At 51.9% G+C, this 20,935-nt stretch carries 15 protein-coding genes, 2 pseudogenes and 1 riboswitch; of the genes and pseudogenes, 12 read left to right on the top strand and 5 right to left on the bottom strand.

The window, feature by feature from the left end:
* Positions 1-392 precede the first annotated feature (392 nt).
* Positions 393-2,207 carry a hypothetical protein gene (locus JI735_RS02035; RefSeq protein ID WP_039833644.1) on the top strand — a complete coding sequence of 605 codons (1,815 nt, stop codon included), beginning with the start codon at positions 393-395 and terminating at the stop codon, positions 2,205-2,207.
* A 444-nt stretch (positions 2,208-2,651) separates the two neighbouring features.
* Entirely contained in the window at positions 2,652-3,677 is a 1,026-nt protein-coding gene (locus JI735_RS02030; RefSeq protein WP_233476209.1) for an HD-GYP domain-containing protein, read from the top strand.
* Between the two features lie 98 nt (positions 3,678-3,775).
* On the opposite strand, the gene hpt is transcribed toward JI735_RS02030, so the two are convergent.
* The 3 genes from hpt to JI735_RS02015 form a co-directional block, all read right to left on the bottom strand.
* Positions 3,776-4,306, bottom strand: a complete 531-nt coding sequence (gene hpt, locus JI735_RS02025; protein ID WP_039833642.1) for a hypoxanthine phosphoribosyltransferase — start codon at positions 4,304-4,306, stop codon at positions 3,776-3,778.
* 76 nt (positions 4,307-4,382) lie between these two features.
* On the bottom strand, positions 4,383-5,897 hold the full coding sequence (locus JI735_RS02020; RefSeq protein WP_039833641.1) for an IMP dehydrogenase: 1,515 nt from the start codon (positions 5,895-5,897) through the stop codon (positions 4,383-4,385).
* Positions 5,898-5,931: 34 nt separating this feature from the next.
* Positions 5,932-6,492 carry a phosphoribosyltransferase gene (locus JI735_RS02015; protein WP_039833640.1) on the bottom strand — a complete coding sequence of 187 codons (561 nt, stop codon included), beginning with the start codon at positions 6,490-6,492 and terminating at the stop codon, positions 5,932-5,934.
* 150 nt (positions 6,493-6,642) lie between these two features.
* A riboswitch (purine riboswitch) is annotated at positions 6,643-6,745 on the bottom strand.
* Positions 6,746-6,916: 171 nt separating this feature from the next.
* Between JI735_RS02015 and JI735_RS02010 the strand changes: the two genes are divergently transcribed.
* From JI735_RS02010 to JI735_RS01995, 4 genes are all read left to right on the top strand, one after another.
* Positions 6,917-7,759, top strand: coding sequence for a protein phosphatase 2C domain-containing protein (locus tag JI735_RS02010; RefSeq protein WP_051051569.1), 843 nt, complete (start codon positions 6,917-6,919; stop codon positions 7,757-7,759).
* A gap of 267 nt (positions 7,760-8,026) precedes the next feature.
* Entirely contained in the window at positions 8,027-9,418 is a 1,392-nt protein-coding gene (gene hemA, locus JI735_RS02005) for a glutamyl-tRNA reductase (protein WP_039833639.1), read from the top strand.
* Between the two features lie 5 nt (positions 9,419-9,423).
* Positions 9,424-10,248 carry a cytochrome c biogenesis protein CcsA gene (gene ccsA / locus JI735_RS02000; RefSeq protein ID WP_039833649.1) on the top strand — a complete coding sequence of 275 codons (825 nt, stop codon included), beginning with the start codon at positions 9,424-9,426 and terminating at the stop codon, positions 10,246-10,248.
* A gap of 755 nt (positions 10,249-11,003) precedes the next feature.
* On the top strand, positions 11,004-11,651 hold the full coding sequence (locus JI735_RS01995) for a precorrin-2 dehydrogenase/sirohydrochlorin ferrochelatase family protein (protein WP_039833638.1): 648 nt from the start codon (positions 11,004-11,006) through the stop codon (positions 11,649-11,651).
* A 36-nt stretch (positions 11,652-11,687) separates the two neighbouring features.
* On the opposite strand, the gene JI735_RS01990 is transcribed toward JI735_RS01995, so the two are convergent.
* Positions 11,688-12,263 carry a hypothetical protein gene (locus tag JI735_RS01990; protein ID WP_202676981.1) on the bottom strand — a complete coding sequence of 192 codons (576 nt, stop codon included), beginning with the start codon at positions 12,261-12,263 and terminating at the stop codon, positions 11,688-11,690.
* Positions 12,264-12,407: 144 nt separating this feature from the next.
* Here JI735_RS01990 and hemC point away from each other — a divergent pair, with 144 nt between their 5' ends.
* The 5 genes and pseudogenes from hemC to JI735_RS01965 all read left to right on the top strand — a co-directional run bounded on the left by hemC (position 12,408) and on the right by JI735_RS01965 (position 18,430).
* Positions 12,408-13,358, top strand: coding sequence for a hydroxymethylbilane synthase (hemC, locus tag JI735_RS01985; protein ID WP_202676980.1), 951 nt, complete (start codon positions 12,408-12,410; stop codon positions 13,356-13,358).
* Positions 13,359-13,363: 5 nt separating this feature from the next.
* Positions 13,364-14,910: pseudogene (gene cobA / locus JI735_RS01980) on the top strand (uroporphyrinogen-III C-methyltransferase).
* 94 nt (positions 14,911-15,004) lie between these two features.
* Positions 15,005-16,003 (top strand): porphobilinogen synthase, encoded by a 999-nt coding sequence (gene hemB, locus JI735_RS01975; RefSeq protein WP_020426932.1) that lies wholly within the window; start codon positions 15,005-15,007, stop codon positions 16,001-16,003.
* 32 nt (positions 16,004-16,035) lie between these two features.
* Positions 16,036-17,336 (top strand): annotated as a pseudogene (gene hemL, locus JI735_RS01970) (glutamate-1-semialdehyde 2,1-aminomutase).
* A gap of 23 nt (positions 17,337-17,359) precedes the next feature.
* A complete protein-coding gene (locus JI735_RS01965) occupies positions 17,360-18,430 on the top strand; it encodes an RluA family pseudouridine synthase (protein ID WP_202676979.1) in 1,071 nt (356 codons plus the stop codon).
* Positions 18,431-18,681: 251 nt separating this feature from the next.
* On the opposite strand, the gene JI735_RS01960 is transcribed toward JI735_RS01965, so the two are convergent.
* Positions 18,682-18,915, bottom strand: coding sequence for a hypothetical protein (locus tag JI735_RS01960; RefSeq protein ID WP_039833626.1), 234 nt, complete (start codon positions 18,913-18,915; stop codon positions 18,682-18,684).
* Positions 18,916-19,491: 576 nt separating this feature from the next.
* Here JI735_RS01960 and ypfJ point away from each other — a divergent pair.
* Positions 19,492-20,340, top strand: coding sequence for a KPN_02809 family neutral zinc metallopeptidase (gene ypfJ, locus JI735_RS01955; RefSeq protein ID WP_039833624.1), 849 nt, complete (start codon positions 19,492-19,494; stop codon positions 20,338-20,340).
* The last annotated feature ends 595 nt before the right edge of the window (positions 20,341-20,935 follow it).

Raw genomic sequence — 20,935 nt, 5'->3', positions numbered from 1 at the left:
AATAGGTACCGATAGTGTTATTGTAGTCTTGACGGGTGTTCCATATTCTAAAGTTCCAAGGGGCTAATCTGTCGCTGGGCTGTCACACGGCGAACAGTGGGGTGCAGGGGATGAGTCCCCTGCATGCCCCCTCAGGGGGACGGAAGGGGGGACGATACGCTAAAACTTCACCCGGTCGAATATTCTTGGGCGGCGGCCTCCTTGTTTTTTGGGGGCGGGACAACAGGGGGATCGGGATCAATTATATTCCACTACATCGGTTATCTCGTATCTTCGTCTCATGTTCCTCATTTTACCAGATTTCTACGAATTGTATGGTTTGCGTACAGGTCTTTAAATTCAAAATTAAAGGTGAGATTCTAGTTACGATTGTAATAGTTTTGGGGTGAATAATGGGGAAATTATCGAATGGTCAAATCGAAAGGCTGGCAATTGATGCGATAAGAAGTGAGGCTAATCGTCCAGAAGCGTGTTTATTACCTGAAATATCAGAAGGGGATAAAAGAGTTTCTTTTGACGGTGAAATTTCTGTTTTTGAGGATTCTTCAGGAAAAATTGAAACTTTTTTAGGGAAAGTTCCTGTGCAAGTTAAAGGTAAGCAAGTTGAAATATTTACTGAAGGGATTCGAACCTTTAGTCTTTCTCTTAAACATTTTCGAAATTACTATAGACATAGCGGAGTTCTACTATTTGTCGTTGAAATTAAAGAGGAAGGTCAGGTGAAAATATTCTACAAACACCTTTTACCCAAAGAACTTTCAAGTATTATGAAGGTTTATAGTGAGAAGAAAAAGCAAGGTTCACGGCGGGTCGAATTAAGATCTCTCCAGGAAACAAATTTAAAAGATGTATGTAGAAAGTTTTTATCTGAACAAAAACTTCAACCGTTAACTCTTATAGAAAGTAGTAAGTACCAGGAAGAGTCTTTTGAAAGATTTGGAATACATAGTTTAACATATGAACCTTCTAATGAAGCTACCAATAATCTTTTTGAGCATGATTTTATTCTTTACGGAATAGATAAAGACGTTATGATTCCGTTAAACTTAGGGCGAATTAGTGTTCTAAGGAATACAAGCCAAGAAGAATTAAATGTGGATGGTAAAACTCATAAATTTATCACTAAAAATATAATAAAAGAACACGTTACAATAAGAGAGTTTGATGATGCACTCCGGGTTATTTATGACAATGAAACATATCAAGTAACGTTTACTTTGTTGAACTTTGTCTCAGTAGCAGTTCAAATAAGGGTTCTAGCATTTCTAAAAGACTTTTTTTCTGAATCACATATGGAGGAGAACCTTGATAATTTTCGTGACCCAAAAGTAATTAAATGGATAGAGGATGTGAATCATTTACACAGCTTGATGCTAGACGTACAGAAAATATATAAGAGTTTAAATATTCCAGAAGATGTGATCATTAAACAGATTGATCCTCATAAAAGTATTTATGAACAATTTGAACATTTAGTCGAATTATATCATTTCAATAAAATGGAGGGCTTTTCAAGCCTTAAGAATGACATCTCTCGTCTTATTAACTATCGAGTTGGTGATAAGTTATTTATACTTTATTATCAACCTTTAGAACATAAAAAAATCGTTGATGCGTTCAATCCAGCGGTCTCAAAAATAGAATTATTATTGAGCAAGAATGATATTGATGAAATATACAAGCATAGTTTCTATATACAATTAGACAAGAATTCATTATCTTTTGGACTCAATGTGGATTTTCAAATGCTAAAAGATTCATTTGATGATTTTGATCCATATATTAATGAAGTGGTTTCTCCATATACAAATACATTCTATCTGCGCTGTATTAATGCTTATGATGTTTCAAATAGAACGGAACTTCTTGATATCGCAGAACATATATTAAAAAAATATTATAAAAGTACTCAATATAATCCTTCTTCTATAGATGCTGCAATTGTGAAAATTAATGAACTACAAATTTTAGCACGCAGAGTCAGTGGTTTATCAGAAGGCGATTTTGAGGAATTAATCAGTATTAAAAACAGATTCTCTTTCAATGAGTGGAAAAGTTTGCATTTTAGTTGCAATGTTTTGTTAGGAAATAAAATTGAAGCAAGATATGCTTTTCAAAAATTGGGAAATGAAAAACAAAATGATCTTCAAAATTATCCAATTTATTATCTATATAATCAGCTATGCCAAGAAACAGAAGTGGTTTGATGAGAACGTTAGGAAATAAACGATGTGCTTAATTAATTTTGTTGGATCCCTAAGCGATTCTAAGAATGATAAGTAAGCGGGACAAGCAACTAGTAGTAAATGCCTTGTCTAATTTCAAATCAATTCATGGAAAATTTGGAAATATGGAAGTATTGGTTGATAAAGCTGGAATGAAGCATGTATTAGAGAGACATACACTTAAATATTGGGCACGTGTCGGTACAATATTAGATCATAGATATTATCCTCAACCTTGACAATTGAAGTGAGTTATCCATATTACCCCAACTATGAGGAAGTTTTCTTCAAAATGCGCTTTTAGTCATGTAGAATCGGTCAGAGAGGGGTGTTAAGAACTATTTATAAAACGTTGTGTTCTTACGATAGAATTATAAAGGCTTAATCCATTCGGAGGGACACAAGGTGAGAATACATATTAAGAAATTGAAAATCGGCGATGTTCTGAAAACCGATATTTTTAACCGTCAGGGTCTTCATGTACTGGCAAAAAAGACAAAAATCCGTCTTGAGGATATTGCGTTGCTGAATAAGCACAGCATTAAATTTGTGGATGTTGAGGGCAGTGTAGAAGATCGTATAGCCAGAGAGGTGTTTAATGGCACTGAACGTCCTCTAAGAGTCAAACCTAATTATGATAAGTCTCTTAGGGAATACCAAGCCTTTTTTTTGGAGGCTATAATCTCGGGAGAGATTGACCGGTCGAAAATGGAATGGACGCTGATGCCCTTGCTGGAACAGCTGGATGAGCAAAAAGACGTGCTTACCCTTCTATTCAGTTTCCAAAAAGAAGATGAGACCATTTACAATCACTCGTTGCAGGTTGGTTTGTTGTCATACTATATTGCTGAGTGGCTAGGCTATCCGAAGAGCGAACGGTTTGAAATCTGCAGGGCAGGATACCTCCACGATATCGGAAAAAGCCGCGTTCGGTTATCCATCCGTAACCGGGTCGGCCACTTAAATGATGAGGAAGAAAAGGAGCTTCAGAAGCATACTTCGGCAGGTTATCAGATTATCCGCAATTCGTTGAGAGATGACACCGCTGCATTAGTGGCGCTGCAGCATCACGAACGGGAGGACGGAACAGGCTATCCGCTCGGAGTACATAAGGAAAAAATCCATCCCTATGCCCAGATTGTTGCTGTGGCCAATGAATTCATCAGCAAGACATTTGTTTCTGCAGAACAGCCAAAGCGAAACTTCTCAACAGTTTTGCAGGAAATGTATGAGCTTGGATTCGGTAAACTGAACGAGAAGCCCGTGCAAGCGCTAATACATAATCTGCTCCCTAATATGATCGGGAAGAAGGTACAGCTTAGCAATGGACACATAGGAGAAATTATATTGAACAATCCTATGGATTTTTTCAGACCCCTTGTGAAAGTAAAGGATGCATTTATAGATTTATCGAAAGAACGCAGTCTGGATATTCGGGAAATTATAGTTTAATTGAAGCGCAGAGCAATCTCCTGTACCGTAAAATCTAAAACAAGCCACATGTGAGTGTTTTACTCCATGTGGCTTGTTTTTTCTATATACTACAATGCTCACGCTTCCCCCGTCTTCACCACCCACACCTCCGGCAGGTTCCGGTATTGCTCGGCATAGTCCAGGCCATATCCGACGACAAATTCGTCGGGGATTTCGATGCCCGAATATTCAACTTCTACGTCGGCGAGGCGGCGGGAAGGCTTGTTAAGTATGGTGCAGATGCGCACACTGAGCGCGCCGCTGTTCAGGAAATGCTCCTTCAGATGCTTCAGCGTCAGGCCGGTGTCGATCAGATCCTCGACAAGCAGGATATGGCGGCCGCGGATATCGGTATCGATGTCTTTTTTGATAATGACCGCTCCTGAAGTGGTGGCCGCTGTGCCGTAGCTGGAGACGGCCATGAAATCAATGCCTACGGGGAAGCTGATTTCACGCATCAGGTCAGCCATGAACACGGCTGCTCCCTTAAGGATGCCGATGAGGACCAGGTCCTTGCCCGCGTAATCACGGGAAATATCCGCACCCAGCTCCCGGACTCTCTGCTGCAAAGCTTCCTTATGAACAAGCACATTCTGTAATTCTGTCATCGCTTTTGCGCTCCTTAATCTGTCTGTTTCATCTCTGAGAAGTAAGCCCGCGTACCCGTCGGCCTGCATTCATTGCTCAGGAAGATGATCTGTCCTTCTCCTTCAGCATAACATCATGTGCCCCTCCTTCGTAAATGGTGGTGGAGGAGACGAGGGTAATCTTCGCCTGCTGCTGCAGCTGCGGGATGGTCAGTGCGCCGCAGTTGCACATGGTGGATTTGATTTTGCTGATGCTGAGATCGAGGTTGTCTTTGAGGCGTCCGGCGTATGGAATGAAGGAATCGACGCCTTCCTCGAACTCCAGCTTGCTCTCCTTGTCGGCGTTGCCGAAGTCGTACCGCTGCCAGTTGCGGGCCCGGCTGGAGCCTTCGCCCCAATATTCCTTGACGAAGTTGCCGCCGACCAGCAGCTTGCGGCCCGGACTCTCGTCGAAGCGGGCGAAATAGCGGCCCAGCATGACAAAATCGGCTCCCATCGCAAGGGCAAGCACGATATGGTAGTCATGCACGATGCCGCCGTCGGAGCAGATCGGGACGTAAATGCCCGTCTGTTCATAATATTCCTGGCGGGCTGCGGCAACTTCGATGACCGAGGAGGCCTGGCCGCGGCCGATGCCTTTTTGTTCACGGGTAATGCAGATCGAGCCGCCGCCAATGCCGACCTTGATGAAGTCCGCACCTGCTTCGACCAGGTAGAGGAAGCCTTCTTTGTCCACGACATTGCCTGCCCCAACCTTTACATTGTCCCCAAACGTTTCCTTAATATAGTGTATCGTTTCCGCCTGCCATTCGGAATAACCGTCCGAGGAATCGATGCAGAGCACATCCGCCCCTGCCTCCACAAGCGCCGGAACGCGTTCCTTATAATCTCTGGAGTTGATGCCTGCGCCGACGATCAGCTGCTTGTTGCTGTCATGCAGCTCCAGCGGGTACTCCTGGTGGCTGTCATAATCCTTGCGGAAGACGAGGTGTACCAGATTACCGCTGCTGTTCACAATCGGCAAACAGTTCAGCTTATGGTCCCAGATCATGTCATTGGCTTCGGTCAGGGTAATGCCTTCCTGGGCATAGATCAGTGAAGACAGTGGCGTCATGAACTCAGTAATCCTGCAATCCGGCGGAAGACGGTTCTCCCGGTAATCACGGCTGGTCACGATGCCCATCAGCTGGCCTGTGGGTTCCCCGTTGTCAGTAATGGCGATGGTTGAATGGCCGCTGCGGGCTTTCAGCTCCAGCACATCTTTCAGCGTATCCTCCGGGCGCAGATTGGAGTCACTGAGCACGAAGCCGGCCTTGAACTTTTTGACCCTGCGGACCATTTCGACCTGCTGTTCGACCGATTGCGAGCCATAGATGAAGGAGATGCCGCCGTTTTTGGCCAAGGCAATGGCCATGTTGTGGTCGGATACAGCCTGCATTACGGCAGAAGTTACAGGCAGGTTCATGGTTAGGGCAGGCGTTTCTCCCTTGCGGAATTTGGTCACCGGCGTTCGAAGATCCACATTTCCCGGAATGCATTCTTTGGTCGTCAGATTAGGTACCAGCAGGAACTCGCTGAATGTTCTGGACGGCTGATCATAATAGTAAGCCATTTGGGGTCACACCCTCTCTAGGTTTGTTTTTTTGCTATGCTTTGGATAAGAATCGTACGGGTACGCCAATGTCCGTTTGCAACTGTTTGTAATGATCGCCTTTAGCCAGGATCGCCTGAACGCCGGTAAGCTCAATTCCCATGCGGACCATCTGCCGGGCGATGCAGCGGATCGTAGCGCCTGAGCTGATGACATCATCCAGAAGGAGCACCCGGTCTCCGGCAGTAAAACCGTCAAAATAAATATAGTTCTCATTATACGCCGTCTCGCGTTTAATGCTAACTTCATAGTTGTCGTATAATTCGGTGCTGAGACGCAGAATGTTCATCGGCTTCATCAGCTTGTAGGCGGCAAGCATACCCCAGGTATGTCCACCCGGCTCGGGAGATACGATATAATCAAAAGCAGGGAACTGTGCGGTGATGCTCTCGGCCAGGCTGTCTGTAATTTCGCTGATCAGCTCCGGGTCGATATAGGTGCCCCGTTCACCGAAGGGATAGAGCTTGAAATCATAGGCGGTGTCCTTATCTTTATAAATTCTCACATTTTTGGCTTTGCTGATGGATTCGCTGAGTTTTGCATAGGATGCGCTCATGGTCCTCACTCCTTAAAAGTTTGGTTAGCCATACTTCTTTCCCCTGGCTGAATATACAAAAAAACCCGGGACACAAGAGACACCTGGAAGCTCGGCGGCATCACGGAAGAGCGCACATCAATCATGCGGACTCTGGCCTTGAAGATCCATCTGCTTTGCGGTGCCTCCTGTAGCCTGGGGCAATTTACGGTTGCCTGTAGAAACGCTCAAACCAAATTAATGAGCTTATACAAGAGTTATACAATTAGGGAACATGAATGGAAAAATAACATTTGGATGAGGATTAACATGCTTTTGTTCAGTTTCATGTCAGAAACAATGACTTTAATCATTTGTTATATGCTATCATCCGCAATAATGTGTGTCAATCTTTGAGCTATATGTTAGATTTAATGACAATTATGGTTTTGGGGAGGATAAAAAGATGCCAGAAGTTCCGTATAGGAAAATAGACAGATATTCGCTTCAAGGTGACGGAGAGTGGAATGAGGATGCACTGGTCATCCATGACGCAGCGTCTGTATATGGGGTTGTAGATGGGGCGACTTCCCTTTCGGCTTACCGGAATCCTGAGGGACAGACCGGAGGTTATATAGCCGCGAGGCTGGCTGCCGCCTATTTTATGGGGATGAACCCTAACCGGAAGCTGGAGCAGATTGCAATTGAAGCCAACCAGGCCTTGCGGCAGCAGATGGTGGCAGAAGGTGTAGATACGGAGGAAGCGTCCAATCTGTGGTCGGCGGCTTTGGTCGTCGTGCAGATCCATGAATACAGCATTGATTACGTGCAGGCCGGGGATTGTATGCTGCTTGCCAGATACAAGGATGGAACGGTCAGAGCGCTGACCCATTCCCAACTCTCGCATATGGACCGGAAGACGCTGGAGCAAATGGCCGGATTGCGCGCCAAAGGTGTAAGCGATCCGGCAGAACTGCGAAGCCGGCTTACTCCCCATCTGATGGGCAACCGCGCCGCTGCCAATACGCTCGCAGGCTATGGGGTGCTGAACGGCGATCCGCGGTTCGCGCAATTTTTAGAGAAGGGAACGTTTAACCGGGCGAATCTGGAGAGTCTGTATATGTTCAGCGACGGCCTCTACACGGAAGGGACTAACTGGCCGGACTTAACCGCCGCACTGGACAGCCTGGGGGCAGAAACCTGCGCCCGTACTTTGTATGCTAAGGAACAAGAGGACCGGATGCTGCTGGAGGTGCCGCGCCTCAAGATTTCTGACGATAAGACCTGTGTGGTGCTGCACCTGGAGTAAGCGGAGTTCACGATTTGGACTGCTGATAAAAAAATTGAAATAACCGATCCTAACCATGTTTTTAAGGACGACAAATCCGTGTTGCTTGATTATAATAATTATTATCTGGATTTCATAAATAGTTCAAAGGTTTTGTCAAAAGCCGTATTTTCATGTGATATACTTAACACAGCGTTTATAGAACTTGTGAAAGTGGTACCGGTAAATTTACAGGTGAACAGCAAGATACCTGCACCAATGAATAGAGATTAGGATGGTGAACAAACGATGCATATTGTCGTGGTTGGCCTGAATTACCGTACGGCGCCTGTAGAGGTCAGGGAACAGTTTGCTTTTGCCGAAAAGGATCTGCCTGCGGCACTGCATCAGCTGATGCAGACCAAAAGTGTGCTGGAAGGCGTTGTCGTTGCCACCTGCAACCGGACGGAAATTTATGTGGTTGTGGACCGGCTGCATATGTGCGGATATTTCATCCGCAGTTATATGGAGCAGTGGTTTGGAGTGAAAAGCGATGTATTTGCGCAGCATATGTATATATATGAAGACGAGCAGGCGATTGCCCACCTGTTCCGGGTAACCTGCGGTCTGGATTCGATGGTGATCGGCGAGACGCAGATCCTGGGGCAGGTGCGCAGTGCTTTTTTGACCGCCCAGGCGGAAGGCGTAACGGGCACCTGGTTCAACCGGCTGTTCAAGCAGGCGGTCACATTGGGCAAACGGGCGCACAGCGAAACGTCGATTGGCGAGAGTGCAGTGTCCGTCAGCTATGCGGCTGTGGAACTGGGCAAGCGGATTTTCGGCATGTTCACCGGCAAAAGAGTGCTGATTCTCGGCGCAGGCAAAATGAGCGAGCTGACGGTGAAGCATCTGTACAGCAGCGGTGCGGCTGAAGTGATTGTCGCCAACCGTACGCTGGCGCGGGCCGCAGAGCTGGCCGAGAAGTTCTCGGGCAAGCCAAGCACCATTGAGCACGCCCTGCAGCATCTCGACGAAGTGGATATTGTAATCAGCTCGACGGGAGCGGACGGCTATGTGCTGACGGCGGATCAAGTGGCCGACAACATGAAGCGCCGCCCGTCGCGGCCGTTGTTCATGATTGATATTGCCGTACCGCGTGACATTGATCCGGCGGCGGCAAGCGTGCCGGATGTGTTCCTGTACGACATTGACGATCTAGAAGGCATAGTGGAGACCAACCTGGAAATGCGCCGCAGCGAAGCCGCCAAGATTGAAGTCATGATCGAAGCGGAGCTGGAGGACTTTCAGATGTGGCTGAAGACGCTTGGTGTCCGGCCGGTCATCCGTGCGCTTCAGGACAAATCGAACGGGATTTATGAAGACACGATGGATAGCCTCTTTAACAAGCTGCCTGAACTGGACGAGCATCAGCGCAAGGTGATCCGCCGCCTGACCAAGAGCATTGTCAACCAGATGATGCATGATCCGATCAATGTGATCAAGGAGCTGTCAAGCGGCAAGCAAGGGAATGAAGCCCTGGAGTATTTCACACAAATCTTCGCGCTTCAGGAGCAGCTTGGCTCTGACCCTGACGGAACCAGCCCCGCGAAGCCGGAACGGGAGGAAGCTGAACGCCCCGCCGCCAGTGAGTTCACACTGCCGAAGTCGGTGTTCGCCCCGGCAGGCCTGCTGGGCGGGTGAACAAGATGCAACTGCTGAACGGAATATATGATGCCGCTCTGCTGCTATATGCCCTGAGCCTGCTGTTTGTTTTCTCGGATTGCCTTAAGCGGAGTCCGGGCGGGAAGCGGCTGGGCACAGGGCTTCTTGTTGTTGTCGGGATTTTGCAGGCTGCCGGGCTTGCGGTACGCTTCTCCCAGGAGCAGGGATTGCCGATTTTTACGCCTTATGACTTCCTGTTCTGGTTCTCCTTCATCATTGTGCTGACCTCGCTTGCGGTTGCCTATACCCGCGGGGGAGAATTTACGATTCTGCTGCTCAGCATGGCAGGCTTCAGCGTTTTCCTGCTGAACCGGTTCTGGCTGACCGCCGAAGATCATACATTGCAGAGCTGGAGTGCGGTGCACGGATGGCTGGCGATGCATATTATTTTGGCCAATCTGAGCTTTGCCGCACTGACACTGGGGACGGTGTTTGCGATAATGTATCTGTTCCTTCATACCCGGCTAAAGCACAAAAAATGGGATGACCGCATCCGCCGCCTGCCCAGTCTGGAGACGATGGACAAATACTCGTATACCGCAATATTGGCTGGGGTTCCGCTGCTAATGGCTTCGCTGCTGCTGGCCGGAATGTCGATTGTCGCTGAAGGGCGCACGCCGCTATTCCAGGATACCAAAGTATTGACCACGCTGATCGGGCTTGCGGTATACATTGTCTATATCCTCCTCAAGCGCTCCGCCCGCCGCAGCGGCACCTCCATGGCCCGCTGGGCCATTGCCGGCTATGGTTTTATTATCCTGAACTTCCTGCTGAACTCCTGGTCCGAGTTTCATGGCTGGGGCGGTTAGGGCGGGCATATAGATTGAACTTGAAAACTCAGTCATCGTTAGTGGAAAAAGGATCACTAATCGAACTCATCCGGCTTACGGAGTAACCTATGTGGGAAGTTGTATGAGAAGCGGAAAAAGTAGGTGTATATGGAGTTGTACGAGAGGTCGAATGAGCAGCTCAATAAAATGCTGTCGTTATGAGATGAGTTCGTGGGGACTGCAACTGTTTATTTTGTAAGGTGACTCACAGACATGCATGCAAGAACAGATCTGGACTATAAATGTGAGACTGATTCCCTGCGCTTCCGGTCAAGTCGCGTTGGCCCGCTAACGGGAAGGTCAGGATTTGACAAAGGTGAATATCGGATTGGGGTAAGTATTAGATAGGATAGTACCGGATTGGAGTAAGTATTAGACGAAGTGAATTTCCCATAGAAGTTAAGTATAAAAAGAGTGATAAGTTGAGGGGTTCTCTTCGGCTATAACAGTAGTAAAATTGAGTTTGTGTTGACGGTATACTCGCTGGAGTGGCGCAGGAAATTGATGTACGGTTGAGACAGAGTTGACTGTGATCCTGGATGGAATGGTGTAGCGAGAATGATATGTGGTTGAAACAAAGCTGACGGTGATCCCGGATGGAGTGGTATAGCGAGAATGATTCGAGGCTGAGACAGAGTGCCGGTAATTGTGGCTGGAACTGGTGCGGGAGTTTGATGTATGGTTACCCGCAGCTTATGTTTCCAGTTTAGTGGCAGGAGTGGGGGTGTGACTGCATGGTGAGGTATTTGCCTATTATGCTGGATGTGCAGGATCGGCGTGTGGTTGTCATTGGCGGCGGCGCAGTCGCGGAGCGCAAGGTGGGCGCCCTTGTGGAAGCCGGAGCGGCGGTGGTTCTGGTCAGCCCATCGCTGACAGAAGTGTTAGCCGCACTGGCTGAAGCGGGGCGGCTGAGCTGGATCAGCCGCCCCTATGCCCCCGGAGACATACAGGGGGCATTCCTGGTCTACGCCGCCAGCAATGAGGCGGCGGTGAATGAGGCGGTGGCCCAGGAGGCGCGCAGCCTGGGCCTTCCGGTGAATGTGGCCAGCCGGTCCGAGGCTGGCAGCTTTATTACCCCTGGCGTGCTTCGCCGGGGGCGGATGACGGTCGCCGTGTCCACTTCAGGCGCGGGACCGTCGGCAGCTGCGAGGATCACGGAGCAGCTTGCTGAGATATTGGGCGAGGAATACGAGCCCTATCTGGACTGGCTGCACGACCTGCGCACAGAAATCAAGCGCAGAGAGCTGCCGCCGGAGCTGCGCAGAAGCCTTCTGCGCAGAGTCGGAAATCTCGATGTGTTGAATGAGATGCGCCGGGGCACCTTTATAGAGTGGAGCGCGGACGACATCGACAACTGGATCACCCGCAACCTTGAAATGTAGATATGAGCTCCCAGAGCCTGGAATAGGCTGGAAGTGTTAGCTACTTGAAAGGATAAGGATTAATGCCAACGCTACTGACAGCTGTGAGTTGGAAGTGAATCGACTGTTTAGCTGGAACAGATGAATCAAAGGTAGAAATACCTTTGGATAAGTTTCTAGAAGCTGACGCGTGCGAACGTTGTATTGCCTGGAATCGGCCAGCACGCCTGAAACAACGGCAAAAATGCCGTTGTATTGCCTGGAATCGGCCAGCACGCCTGAAACAACGGCAAAAATGCCGTTGTATGGGCTGGAACCGGCCAGCACGCCTGAAACAACGGCAAAAATGCCGTTGTATAGGCCGGAATCGGCCAGCACGCCTGAAACAACGGCAAAAATACCGTTGTATGGGCTGGAACCGGCCAGCACGCCTGAAACAACGGCAAAAATGCCGTTGTATGGGCTGGAACCGGCCAGCACGCCTGAAACAACGGCAAAAATGCCGTTGTATGGGCCGGAATCGGCCAGCACGCCTGAAACAACGGCAAAAATGCCGTTGTATGGGCTGGAACCGGCCAGCACGCCTGAAACAACGGCAAAAATGCCGTTGTATGGGCTGCAACTGGCCAGCACGCCTGAAACAGCGGCAAAAATGTCGTTCTTTCAGGCACAATAGGCGATGTGGTCTGAAATAACGGCAGAAACGCCGCTGCTTCAGCCGCAAGGGCCGGTGCGGAGGAGACGACGGCAGAGACAGGTTACCAGGAGGGGTGGAGGATGAGGAAGATTATTGTAGGCAGCAGACAAAGTGCGCTGGCGCTCACGCAGACGGGGCAAGTGATTGCGGATCTGGAGCGGCTGAGTGGGGAGCATGGGTTTGGGTTTACTTTTGAGGTGCATAAGATAGTTACGAAGGGTGACCGGATTCTTGATGTAACGCTGTCCAAGGTGGGCGGCAAGGGATTGTTTGTGAAGGAAATCGAACAGGCGATGCTGGCCCGTGAAATTGACATGGCTGTACATAGTATGAAGGATATGCCCTCCGAATTGCCGGAGGGCTTGATGAACGGCGCGGTTCCTAAGCGTGTGGACCCGCGGGACTGTCTGATCTCAAGCGGCGGACTTGCGCTCGAAGAGCTGCCGCAAGGGGCGCGCGTAGGCACAAGCAGTCTGCGCCGTTCAAGTCAGCTTGCCGCGCTGCGGCCTGATCTGAAGATCGAGCCGGTGCGGGGCAATATCGACTCGCGGCTACGCAAGCTGGAGAGCGGTGAATTTGACGCAATCCTGCTGGCGGCGGCAGGATTATCGCGGATGGGCTGGGAGGACCGGGTGACGGCATATTTGCCGCCGGAGGTCTGTCTGCCCGCTGTTGGGCAAGGGGCGCTCGGGATCGAGTGCCGGGCCGATGACGATGAGCTGCGGAAGCTGCTGGCGTTATATAATGACGAGCAGACGGCGCTGACGGTGGCGGCGGAGCGGACTTTTCTCGGGGCGCTGAATGGCGGCTGTCAGGTGCCGATTGGCGCTTTTGCGGTACTGGACGCGGAAGCTGCGGAGCCTGACTCCCCCAAGCTGATTACTTTGACAGGAATGGTGGGAACTCCGGATGGCTCGGTCGTACTGAAGGAAACCAGCAGTGGGCATGACCCGGTGCGGCTGGGTGAAGAGGTTGCGCGGAAACTTATTGCCAGAGGGGCAGAACAGATTTTGGCAGATGCAAGGGGATGAGGGAAATGACGGGGAAGGTTTATCTGGTAGGTGCGGGGCCTGGGGACGCGAAGCTGATTACGGTCAAAGGGCTGGAATGTGTCCAAAAAGCGGATGTGCTGGTGTACGACCGGCTGGCCAGTCCGCGGCTGCTGAAATGGATGAAGCCCGGCGGGCAAAAAATATACGTGGGTAAGCTTCCGGACCGCCACACGATGAAGCAGGAGGAAATCAATCAGCTGCTTGTGGATTTGGCGCTGGAGGGCAAGACGGTAGTGCGGCTGAAGGGCGGGGACCCGACGATTTTTGGCCGTGTGGGTGAAGAAGCAGAACTGCTGCGCAGACATGGCATCTTATATGAGATTGTGCCGGGTGTAACTTCGGCGATCAGTGTTCCGGCGTATGCCGGCATTCCGGTGACGCACCGGGATATGGCCTCATCGCTTTCGATCATTACAGGGCATGAAAGTCCCGATAAGCTCGATCATTCCATTCACTGGGATAAAGTGACGAATGCCACCGGGACGCTCGTATTCCTTATGGGTGTGGCTAAGATCGGCTACATCAGCGCCCAGCTGATCAAGCATGGGCGGCCGCCGGAGACACCGGTGGCGCTGGTCCGCTGGGGGACCCGCGCGGATCAGGAGACGCTGACGGGCACGCTGGCCGATATTGAGGCGAAGGTGAAAGCGGCGGATTTCCAGTCGCCGGCGGTCATTGTCGTCGGCGAGGTCGTGCTCCAGCGCGAGCGGCTCATGTGGGCAGAGGCGCTGCCGCTGTTCGGCAAGCGCATTGTGGTTACACGGGCCCGCAGCCAGGCGAGCGAGCTGGTGAACCGGATTGAGGAACTCGGCGGCGAGCCTTACGAGTTCCCGGTCATTGAGACGCGGATGCCCGAAGGCGACGGGCAGAGGGCAGACATTGCTGCCGCGCTGGCGGCGCTGGAAGAATACGATTACGTATTCTTTACGAGCGTGAACGGCGTGGAGTTTTTTGGCGTCACCTGGCGGAGCTGAAGGTGGACGTCCGCAGGCTGCACCGCGCCTGTATCGGCGCGGTGGGTCCGGCCACAGCCGCGGCGCTGGCGCAGCGCGGGCTGATGGCTGAGGAGCTGCCTGGGCATTTCCAGGCAGAAGGGCTGCTTGAAGCCTTCGGGCCCAGGCTGCAGCCGGGACAGAAGGTGCTGCTCCCGCGCGGCGACCTGGCGCGCGGGTGGCTGGCGGACAAGCTGCGGGAGCTTGGCCTTGAAGTGACCGAGGTGGATACCTATGAGACTGTGGTGACCGGTGAGGACGATGTGGAGCTGCTGAAGCTGCTGGAAGAGAAGCGGATTCATGCGGTGACTTTTACCAGTTCTTCGACGGTGCGCAACTTCATCAGCATTCTGCGGCGTATGGGGCTTGAAGATCCGCTTCCGCTGCTGGCGGGCGTCAAGATTGCCTGCATCGGTCCGGTGACCGAACAAACTGCTGTAGAGGCTGGGCTGACACCGGGACTTCTTCCCGGGGAAGCGACGATAGAAGGGCTGGTACAGGAGCTGTGCCGCTGGAACGAAAGCACGAGGCTGAGATAGATTCGGTTTGTTTTTTATGACTGACGAAGTCGGTTGTTTTTTGGGTTATCGCCCGATTTGTGTTTATGTATCTACTGTACAGGAGGATGAAAAGATGGGTTTTCCAATTACAAGACACCGCCGTTTGCGCGGGACAGCCGGAATCCGCGGCATGGTGCGGGAGACAATCCTGAATACGCTGGATTTCATCCAGCCGATATTTGTGACTTATGGAACAGGTGTGAAAAATGAAATCAGCTCCATGCCGGGGGTATACCATTTTTCGCTGGATACGCTGAAGGCGGAGGTAGACGAAATCGCAGCGCTGGGCATTCCGGCTGTACTGCTGTTCGGAATTCCTGAAACCAAGGATGCGGTTGGCTCCTCTGCCTTCGCTGAGGATGGCATCGTGCAGGAAGCCACTCGTTTGATCAAAAAATGGTACCCCGAGCTGCTCGTGGTTGCGGACACCTGTCTGTGTGAATTTACGGATCACGGCCATTGCGGGATGGTTCATACCCATACGGTGGATGGTGTCGTGCACGGCGATGTGATCAATGATGCTTCGCTGGACCTGCTGACCCGCACGGCGGTGTCACAGGCCCGGGCGGGAGCCGATATTATCGCGCCATCAAATATGATGGACGGGTTCGTGCATGCGATCCGCGCCGGATTGGATGAGAACGGTTTTGAGCATGTGCCGATCATGTCGTATTCGGTAAAATATGCATCGGCCTTCTACGGCCCGTTCCGTGAAGCCGCCGACTCCGCACCGCAGTTCGGAAACCGCAAGACCTACCAGATGGACCCCGCCAACCTGCGCGAAGCCATCCGTGAAGCGGATTCCGATGTGCTGGAAGGTGCAGATATGCTAATGGTAAAACCGGCGCTGGCGTATCTGGATGTCATCCGTACGATCCGCGACCAATTTGATCTGCCGCTGGTTGCCTATAATGTGAGCGGGGAGTATTCGATGGTCAAGGCCGCAGCCCTGCAAGGCTGGATCGACGAAAAAGCTGTCGTTCTGGAGATGCTGACCGGGATGAAGCGCGCTGGTGCGGATATTATTATTACCTATTTTGCCAAGGATGCAGCCCGCTGGCTGCGCGGATAAAAGGATTTAAGAACAGAACAGGAGTGGTGACCATGAGCAATTTGCCTTTGGCGCGGCGGGAAGAGGCTTCCCGCAAGGCTTTTGAAGAAGCGAAGCAGTATATCCCCGGCGGGGTGAACAGTCCGGTCCGGGCGTTCAAATCTGTGGGTTTGACACCGGTGTACGCGGATCATGGCGCGGGTTCGCGCATTTACGATATCGACGGCAACAGCTTTATTGACTACGTCTGCTCATGGGGACCGCTGATTATGGGACATGCCCACCCTGAGGTGGTCAAGGCGCTGCAGGAAACGGCAGTCAAAGGGACGAGCTTCGGCGCGCCGACACTGCTGGAAACGGAAATGGCCAAAACCGTCGTCGGCCGCGTTCATTCGGTGGATATCGTGCGCATGGTTAATTCCGGTACGGAAGCTACGATGAGTGCAATCCGCCTGGCCCGGGGTATACCGGACGCAGCAAAATCCTCAAGTTCGAAGGCTCCTACCACGGCCATGCCGACAGCCTGCTGATCAAGGCCGGTTCGGGTGTCGCTACGCTCGGACTGCCGGATAGTCCCGGCGTGCCTGAAGGTGTGGCTGTAAATACGATTACTGTGCCTTACAACGACCTGGAAGGGGTCAAAATCGCCTTCGAACGCTACGGCAACGAGATTGCCGCTGTGATTGTTGAGCCTATTGCCGGGAATATGGGTGTCGTACCGCCGCTGCCGGGATTTCTGGAGGGTCTGCGCAAGGTGACTAGGGGGTATGGAGCGCTGCTCATTTTTGACGAGGTGATGACCGGGTTCCGGGTGAACCGGGGCTGTGCCCAAGGGCTGTTCGGCATAGAGCCGGACCTGACCTGCTTCGGCAAGGTGATCGGCGGAGGCCTTCCGGTAGGTGCCTATGGCGGCAAAAGAGAGCTTATGGAGCAGATCGCTCCAACCGGACCGATCTATCAGGCGGGAACACTCAGCGGCAATCCGCTGGCGATGGCCGCAGGGCTGACTACGCTGAAGCTCCTGACGCCTGAGGTGTATGACCGCCTGGAATCCCTCGGGGCGCGGCTGGAAGCAGGGCTTCGGCGTAACGCGGCGGATACGGGGATTCCGCTGACCATCAACCGGGTGGGCTCCATGGTCTGCCCGTTCTTCACCGAAGGTCCGGTGACCAATTATGATACGGCCAAAGCCAGCAACTTAAACCACTTCCGTGCGTACTTTGGTAAAATGCTTGACCAAGGCATCAGCGTCCCGCCTTCGCAGTTTGAAGGCATGTTCGTCTCTGCCGCACACAGCGAACAGGATATAGATGATACGCTGGAGGCCCATTACCAGGCCTTGAAATCCCTGTGACAGCCGCGAAGGAGCCGCTGTCCGTGACCGGAGGCGGGCCCTGGACCCGCCGTGGGGAATGGCTGGAGGTTATGCCGGGCCGGGTGATTACCGCCGCCGGTGAGCCGGAAGCGGCCATTGACAAGTGGCTGCTGGCTACCGTAGGCATGCCTGTCAAACTCCATGAGCGCCTGCGCCGTGAAGGCGGTATCCAGTGGAAGGGAGACCGCCTGCGGCTGGCACTGTTCCCTTATCGTGAGGCGGGCATTGAGCCGGCATGGCAGGAGCTTGAGGTGCTGTTCGAGGATGATTTCTGCCTCGTTGTCCATAAGCCTGCGGGCATGGCGGTGCATCCGGATGGGAGCGGGACTGAGGTTACGCTGGATCATGTAGTTGCCGCCCATTATGCGGTTTCCGGCGGCGGGATCGCGGTGCGCCATATCCACCGTCTGGACAAGGACACGACAGGTCCGGTGCTGTACGCGAAGAATGAGTATGCGCAGCTTGCACTCGACGAAGATATGCGTGCCAAAGCCGTCTCACGGCTGTATGCCGCAATCGTGGAAGGCATCGTGCCGCCCGAGCTGAAGCTGATCGATGCTCCCATAGGCCGCGACCGCCATCATGCGGCACGCCGGCGGGTCTCGCCGGGCGGACAGGCTGCGGTGACGCGGATAATGGGCCGCGAGGTTCTTCGAAGCGGCACTGTGCTGAAGGTGCAGCTGGAGACCGGGCGGACGCACCAGATCCGCGTTCACCTCAGCCACCTGGGCCATCCGCTGTATGGGGACGCTTTATACGGCGGCCCGCCGTGGAGTGCTGCGGGCCAGCGTTCTCATTCCGGCGGCCCCACGATTAGTGAGTCCGCCTGGAGTACGGGCTTAGGACGCTTGGATCGGGAGAGCCCCGGCAGAACCGGGGGCGGGACCGGGAACAGTCCTGCCCGGTCCGGTACCGGTCCTGCCGGTTCCAGAGGTTCAGACCGCCAGGCATTGCATGGCGAGCTGCTGGCGTTCAGCCATCCATGGACCAGGGAACAGCTTGAAATAGCTGATCCATGGCCGGAGGATATGCTGCGTTTACGGATGCAGCTGGGTGAAGCGCCGCAGGCGTAAATCCGCTGACGGCGACTTTTAGATAATCAGAAGCCGGGCTTCAGGTGGTTTTCTTCGCCTGGCCTGATTGCCTATTCCAATAAAACACCCCCACAAGGCTGCATTTCGGCACTGGCTTGTGGGGGTGTTGTTGGATAGGAAGCTATGCTTTCCTTTTGATATAGATAAAACGGCTGCACCGTCCAGAGAAGGGCGGCGGCAGCCGTTTTATTCCTATGGGGCTGGTTTTGCCGGATTCGAACATACCCGGATTATGCCAGATCGCGCCGGGACACATGCGAATTGGAACGAAGCCTGCGTTCATAGGCTTGGATATACTTTTGGCCCGCCGGGGTCAGTCCGCCAGCGTCCGCATAGCCGGCCTCATGAATATGCTTAAGCACCGTCCTGAAATCTCTGGGGTCCATACCGATTTGCCGGAATTCCGGCCTTTGCTCTTGTTCCATCACTTTCAGAATTTCATACACTGGATCAATGCTGGTCATGTTACCGCATCCTTTCTCATGGGAGTTCAATAAAGCAATGAGACAGTATATTCCCGCCAGTCCACATAGGTGACACCTTAAATTATAGGAACATATAGGGAGTTCTGCCCGGACGGCAGGCGTAACCACGGGCTTGTAAGAAACTGGATGCTGTGAAGACAAGCAAACTAAGAAATTTTGGGTATAACACTAATAGACTTTTAAAATGTTTTGCTGAAGACCTATCTGCGTCATTGTAATTTTTTCAATAGATTGCTTAGATTGCTCATTGCACTGCTTGTAGACGGCCTTTGCTCTATTGTATGCAATTGATTACTGATACTTAGCTCCAAATAACTTTTCCGCTGGATTCTCTGTACTATGTGCATCAGGTTGTTTTTCGGCTGATTTTGGGGCAATCTGCTGCAGGAATGGCAATAATAGAGTAGGGCTGGGCTTGCCTGGAATGATAAGGGAAAATATCCTTCAGTCGATCTGATGGATGGAGTTCTCTTAACTCGTAGAGTACTGCCTGGCATGGGACTATTGGCATTAATTGCTTACATTTAAGTTGTAAAAATGACTGGGGGGTTACACATGAAATGGCAGGGAAGAAGAGGCAGCTCGAATGTGGAGGACCGCCGGGGCATGGGCGGCGGCGGGAAGCTGGTTGGCGGCGGAATAAGCGGAATCATTATTGTGGTGATTGTTACGCTGCTGAGCGGCGGAAATATCGGAGATATTCTTGGGGGCATCACATCCGGCGGGACCCAGTCTTCGGCCCCATACGAACAGACGGCACAGGAGAAGGAACTGGCCGACTTTGTATCCGTCGTACTGGCGGATACGGAGGATGTGTGGTCTGAGGTTTTTCAGGAAGAGGGGATGACTTATCAGGACCCGACGCTTGTGCTCTATACCGGCAGTGTGGATTCGGCTTGCGGGACGGCGACGTCGGCGGTGGGGCCGTTTTATTGTCCGGGTGATGCCAAGCTGTACATCGATCTCAGCTTCTATGACGAGCTGCAGCAGCGCTTCCAGGCTCCGGGAGATTTCGCCATGGCCTATGTCGTTGCCCATGAGGTAGGGCATCACGTACAGACGCTGCTCGGCACCACAAAGAAACTGGATTCGCTCCGCCAGAGCCTGAGCGAAACTGAATACAACAAATACCAAGTACGCTTTGAGCTTCAGGCTGATTATCTGGCCGGGGTCTGGGCCAAACACGCTCAGGGGATGAATCTGCTGGAGGAGGGCGATCTGGAAGAGGCGCTGACGGCTGCGAGTGCGGTCGGCGACGATACAATCCAGAAACAGGCGCAAGGATACACGGTGCCGGACAGCTTCACCCATGGCACATCGGAGCAGCGTAAGCGCTGGTTCTACAAAGGCTTCAATTCCGGCACCATTGAAGGCGGAGATACCTTTAACGCAGCTGAACTTTAGACGAAGAAGCGGGTACAACCACCGCAACGACTACAACGACAGCAACTGCTTGTGACTCCGTAAACGCTGGTTCTTCAACTACGCAGAACAGTCGCTATTGGAGCACTAAGACACGTCGGAGAGCTGCCACTACTGCTGAGCACTCAGGCACGCCGGAGAGCAGTCGCTACTGCTGAGCATTCAGGCACGCCGCAGAGCAGTCGCTACTGTGGAGCATTCAGGCACGCCGCAGAGCAGTCGCTACTACTGAACATTCAGGCACGCCGCAGAGCAGTCGCTACTGCTGAGCATTCAGGCACGCCGGAGAGCTGTCACTACTGCTGAGCACTCACGCACGCCGCAGAGCAGTCGCTTATGCTTCTTTCCCCTACTCTTTGTAGGAAGCTAAGTGGAAATAGTAAACTTAAAATTGGCTCAAAAGCCTTCTATAGAGGAAATAGTGGGAAAAAGGACACTTAATTTAAGCGATTTCAGCTGTAAGTAGGCGAATCGGCCAGATTAGTTATACTTTTTCCAACTAGCAGCCATCGGAGAGCGGGAGCGGTACAATTTAAGTTTACTTTTTCCACTTGGACACTTGTGCTACGCACTCCCG

The sequence above is a fragment of the Paenibacillus sonchi genome (genome assembly GCF_016772475.1).
In the GTDB taxonomy this organism is placed as follows: Bacteria; Bacillota; Bacilli; order Paenibacillales; family Paenibacillaceae; genus Paenibacillus_AQ; species Paenibacillus_AQ sonchi.
The sequence above is the reverse complement of the archived record's forward strand: the minus strand, read 5'-3'. Positions and strand labels throughout refer to the sequence as shown.

Bases quoted from the DNA above. Each gene is read 5' to 3' on its own strand.
- JI735_RS02035 (WP_039833644.1), top strand. From the start codon at position 393: ATGGGGAAATTATCGAATGGTCAAATCGAAAGGCTGGCAATTGATGCG.
- hpt (WP_039833642.1), bottom strand. From the start codon at position 4,306: ATGACAGAATTACAGAATGTGCTTGTTCATAAGGAAGCTTTGCAGCAG.
- JI735_RS02020 (WP_039833641.1), bottom strand. From the start codon at position 5,897: ATGGCTTACTATTATGATCAGCCGTCCAGAACATTCAGCGAGTTCCTG.
- JI735_RS02015 (WP_039833640.1), bottom strand. From the start codon at position 6,492: ATGAGCGCATCCTATGCAAAACTCAGCGAATCCATCAGCAAAGCCAAA.
- JI735_RS02010 (WP_051051569.1), top strand. From the start codon at position 6,917: ATGCCAGAAGTTCCGTATAGGAAAATAGACAGATATTCGCTTCAAGGT.
- hemA (WP_039833639.1), top strand. From the start codon at position 8,027: ATGCATATTGTCGTGGTTGGCCTGAATTACCGTACGGCGCCTGTAGAG.
- ccsA (WP_039833649.1), top strand. From the start codon at position 9,424: ATGCAACTGCTGAACGGAATATATGATGCCGCTCTGCTGCTATATGCC.
- JI735_RS01995 (WP_039833638.1), top strand. From the start codon at position 11,004: ATGGTGAGGTATTTGCCTATTATGCTGGATGTGCAGGATCGGCGTGTG.
- hemC (WP_202676980.1), top strand. From the start codon at position 12,408: ATGAGGAAGATTATTGTAGGCAGCAGACAAAGTGCGCTGGCGCTCACG.
- hemB (WP_020426932.1), top strand. From the start codon at position 15,005: ATGGGTTTTCCAATTACAAGACACCGCCGTTTGCGCGGGACAGCCGGA.
- JI735_RS01960 (WP_039833626.1), bottom strand. From the start codon at position 18,915: ATGACCAGCATTGATCCAGTGTATGAAATTCTGAAAGTGATGGAACAA.
- ypfJ (WP_039833624.1), top strand. From the start codon at position 19,492: ATGAAATGGCAGGGAAGAAGAGGCAGCTCGAATGTGGAGGACCGCCGG.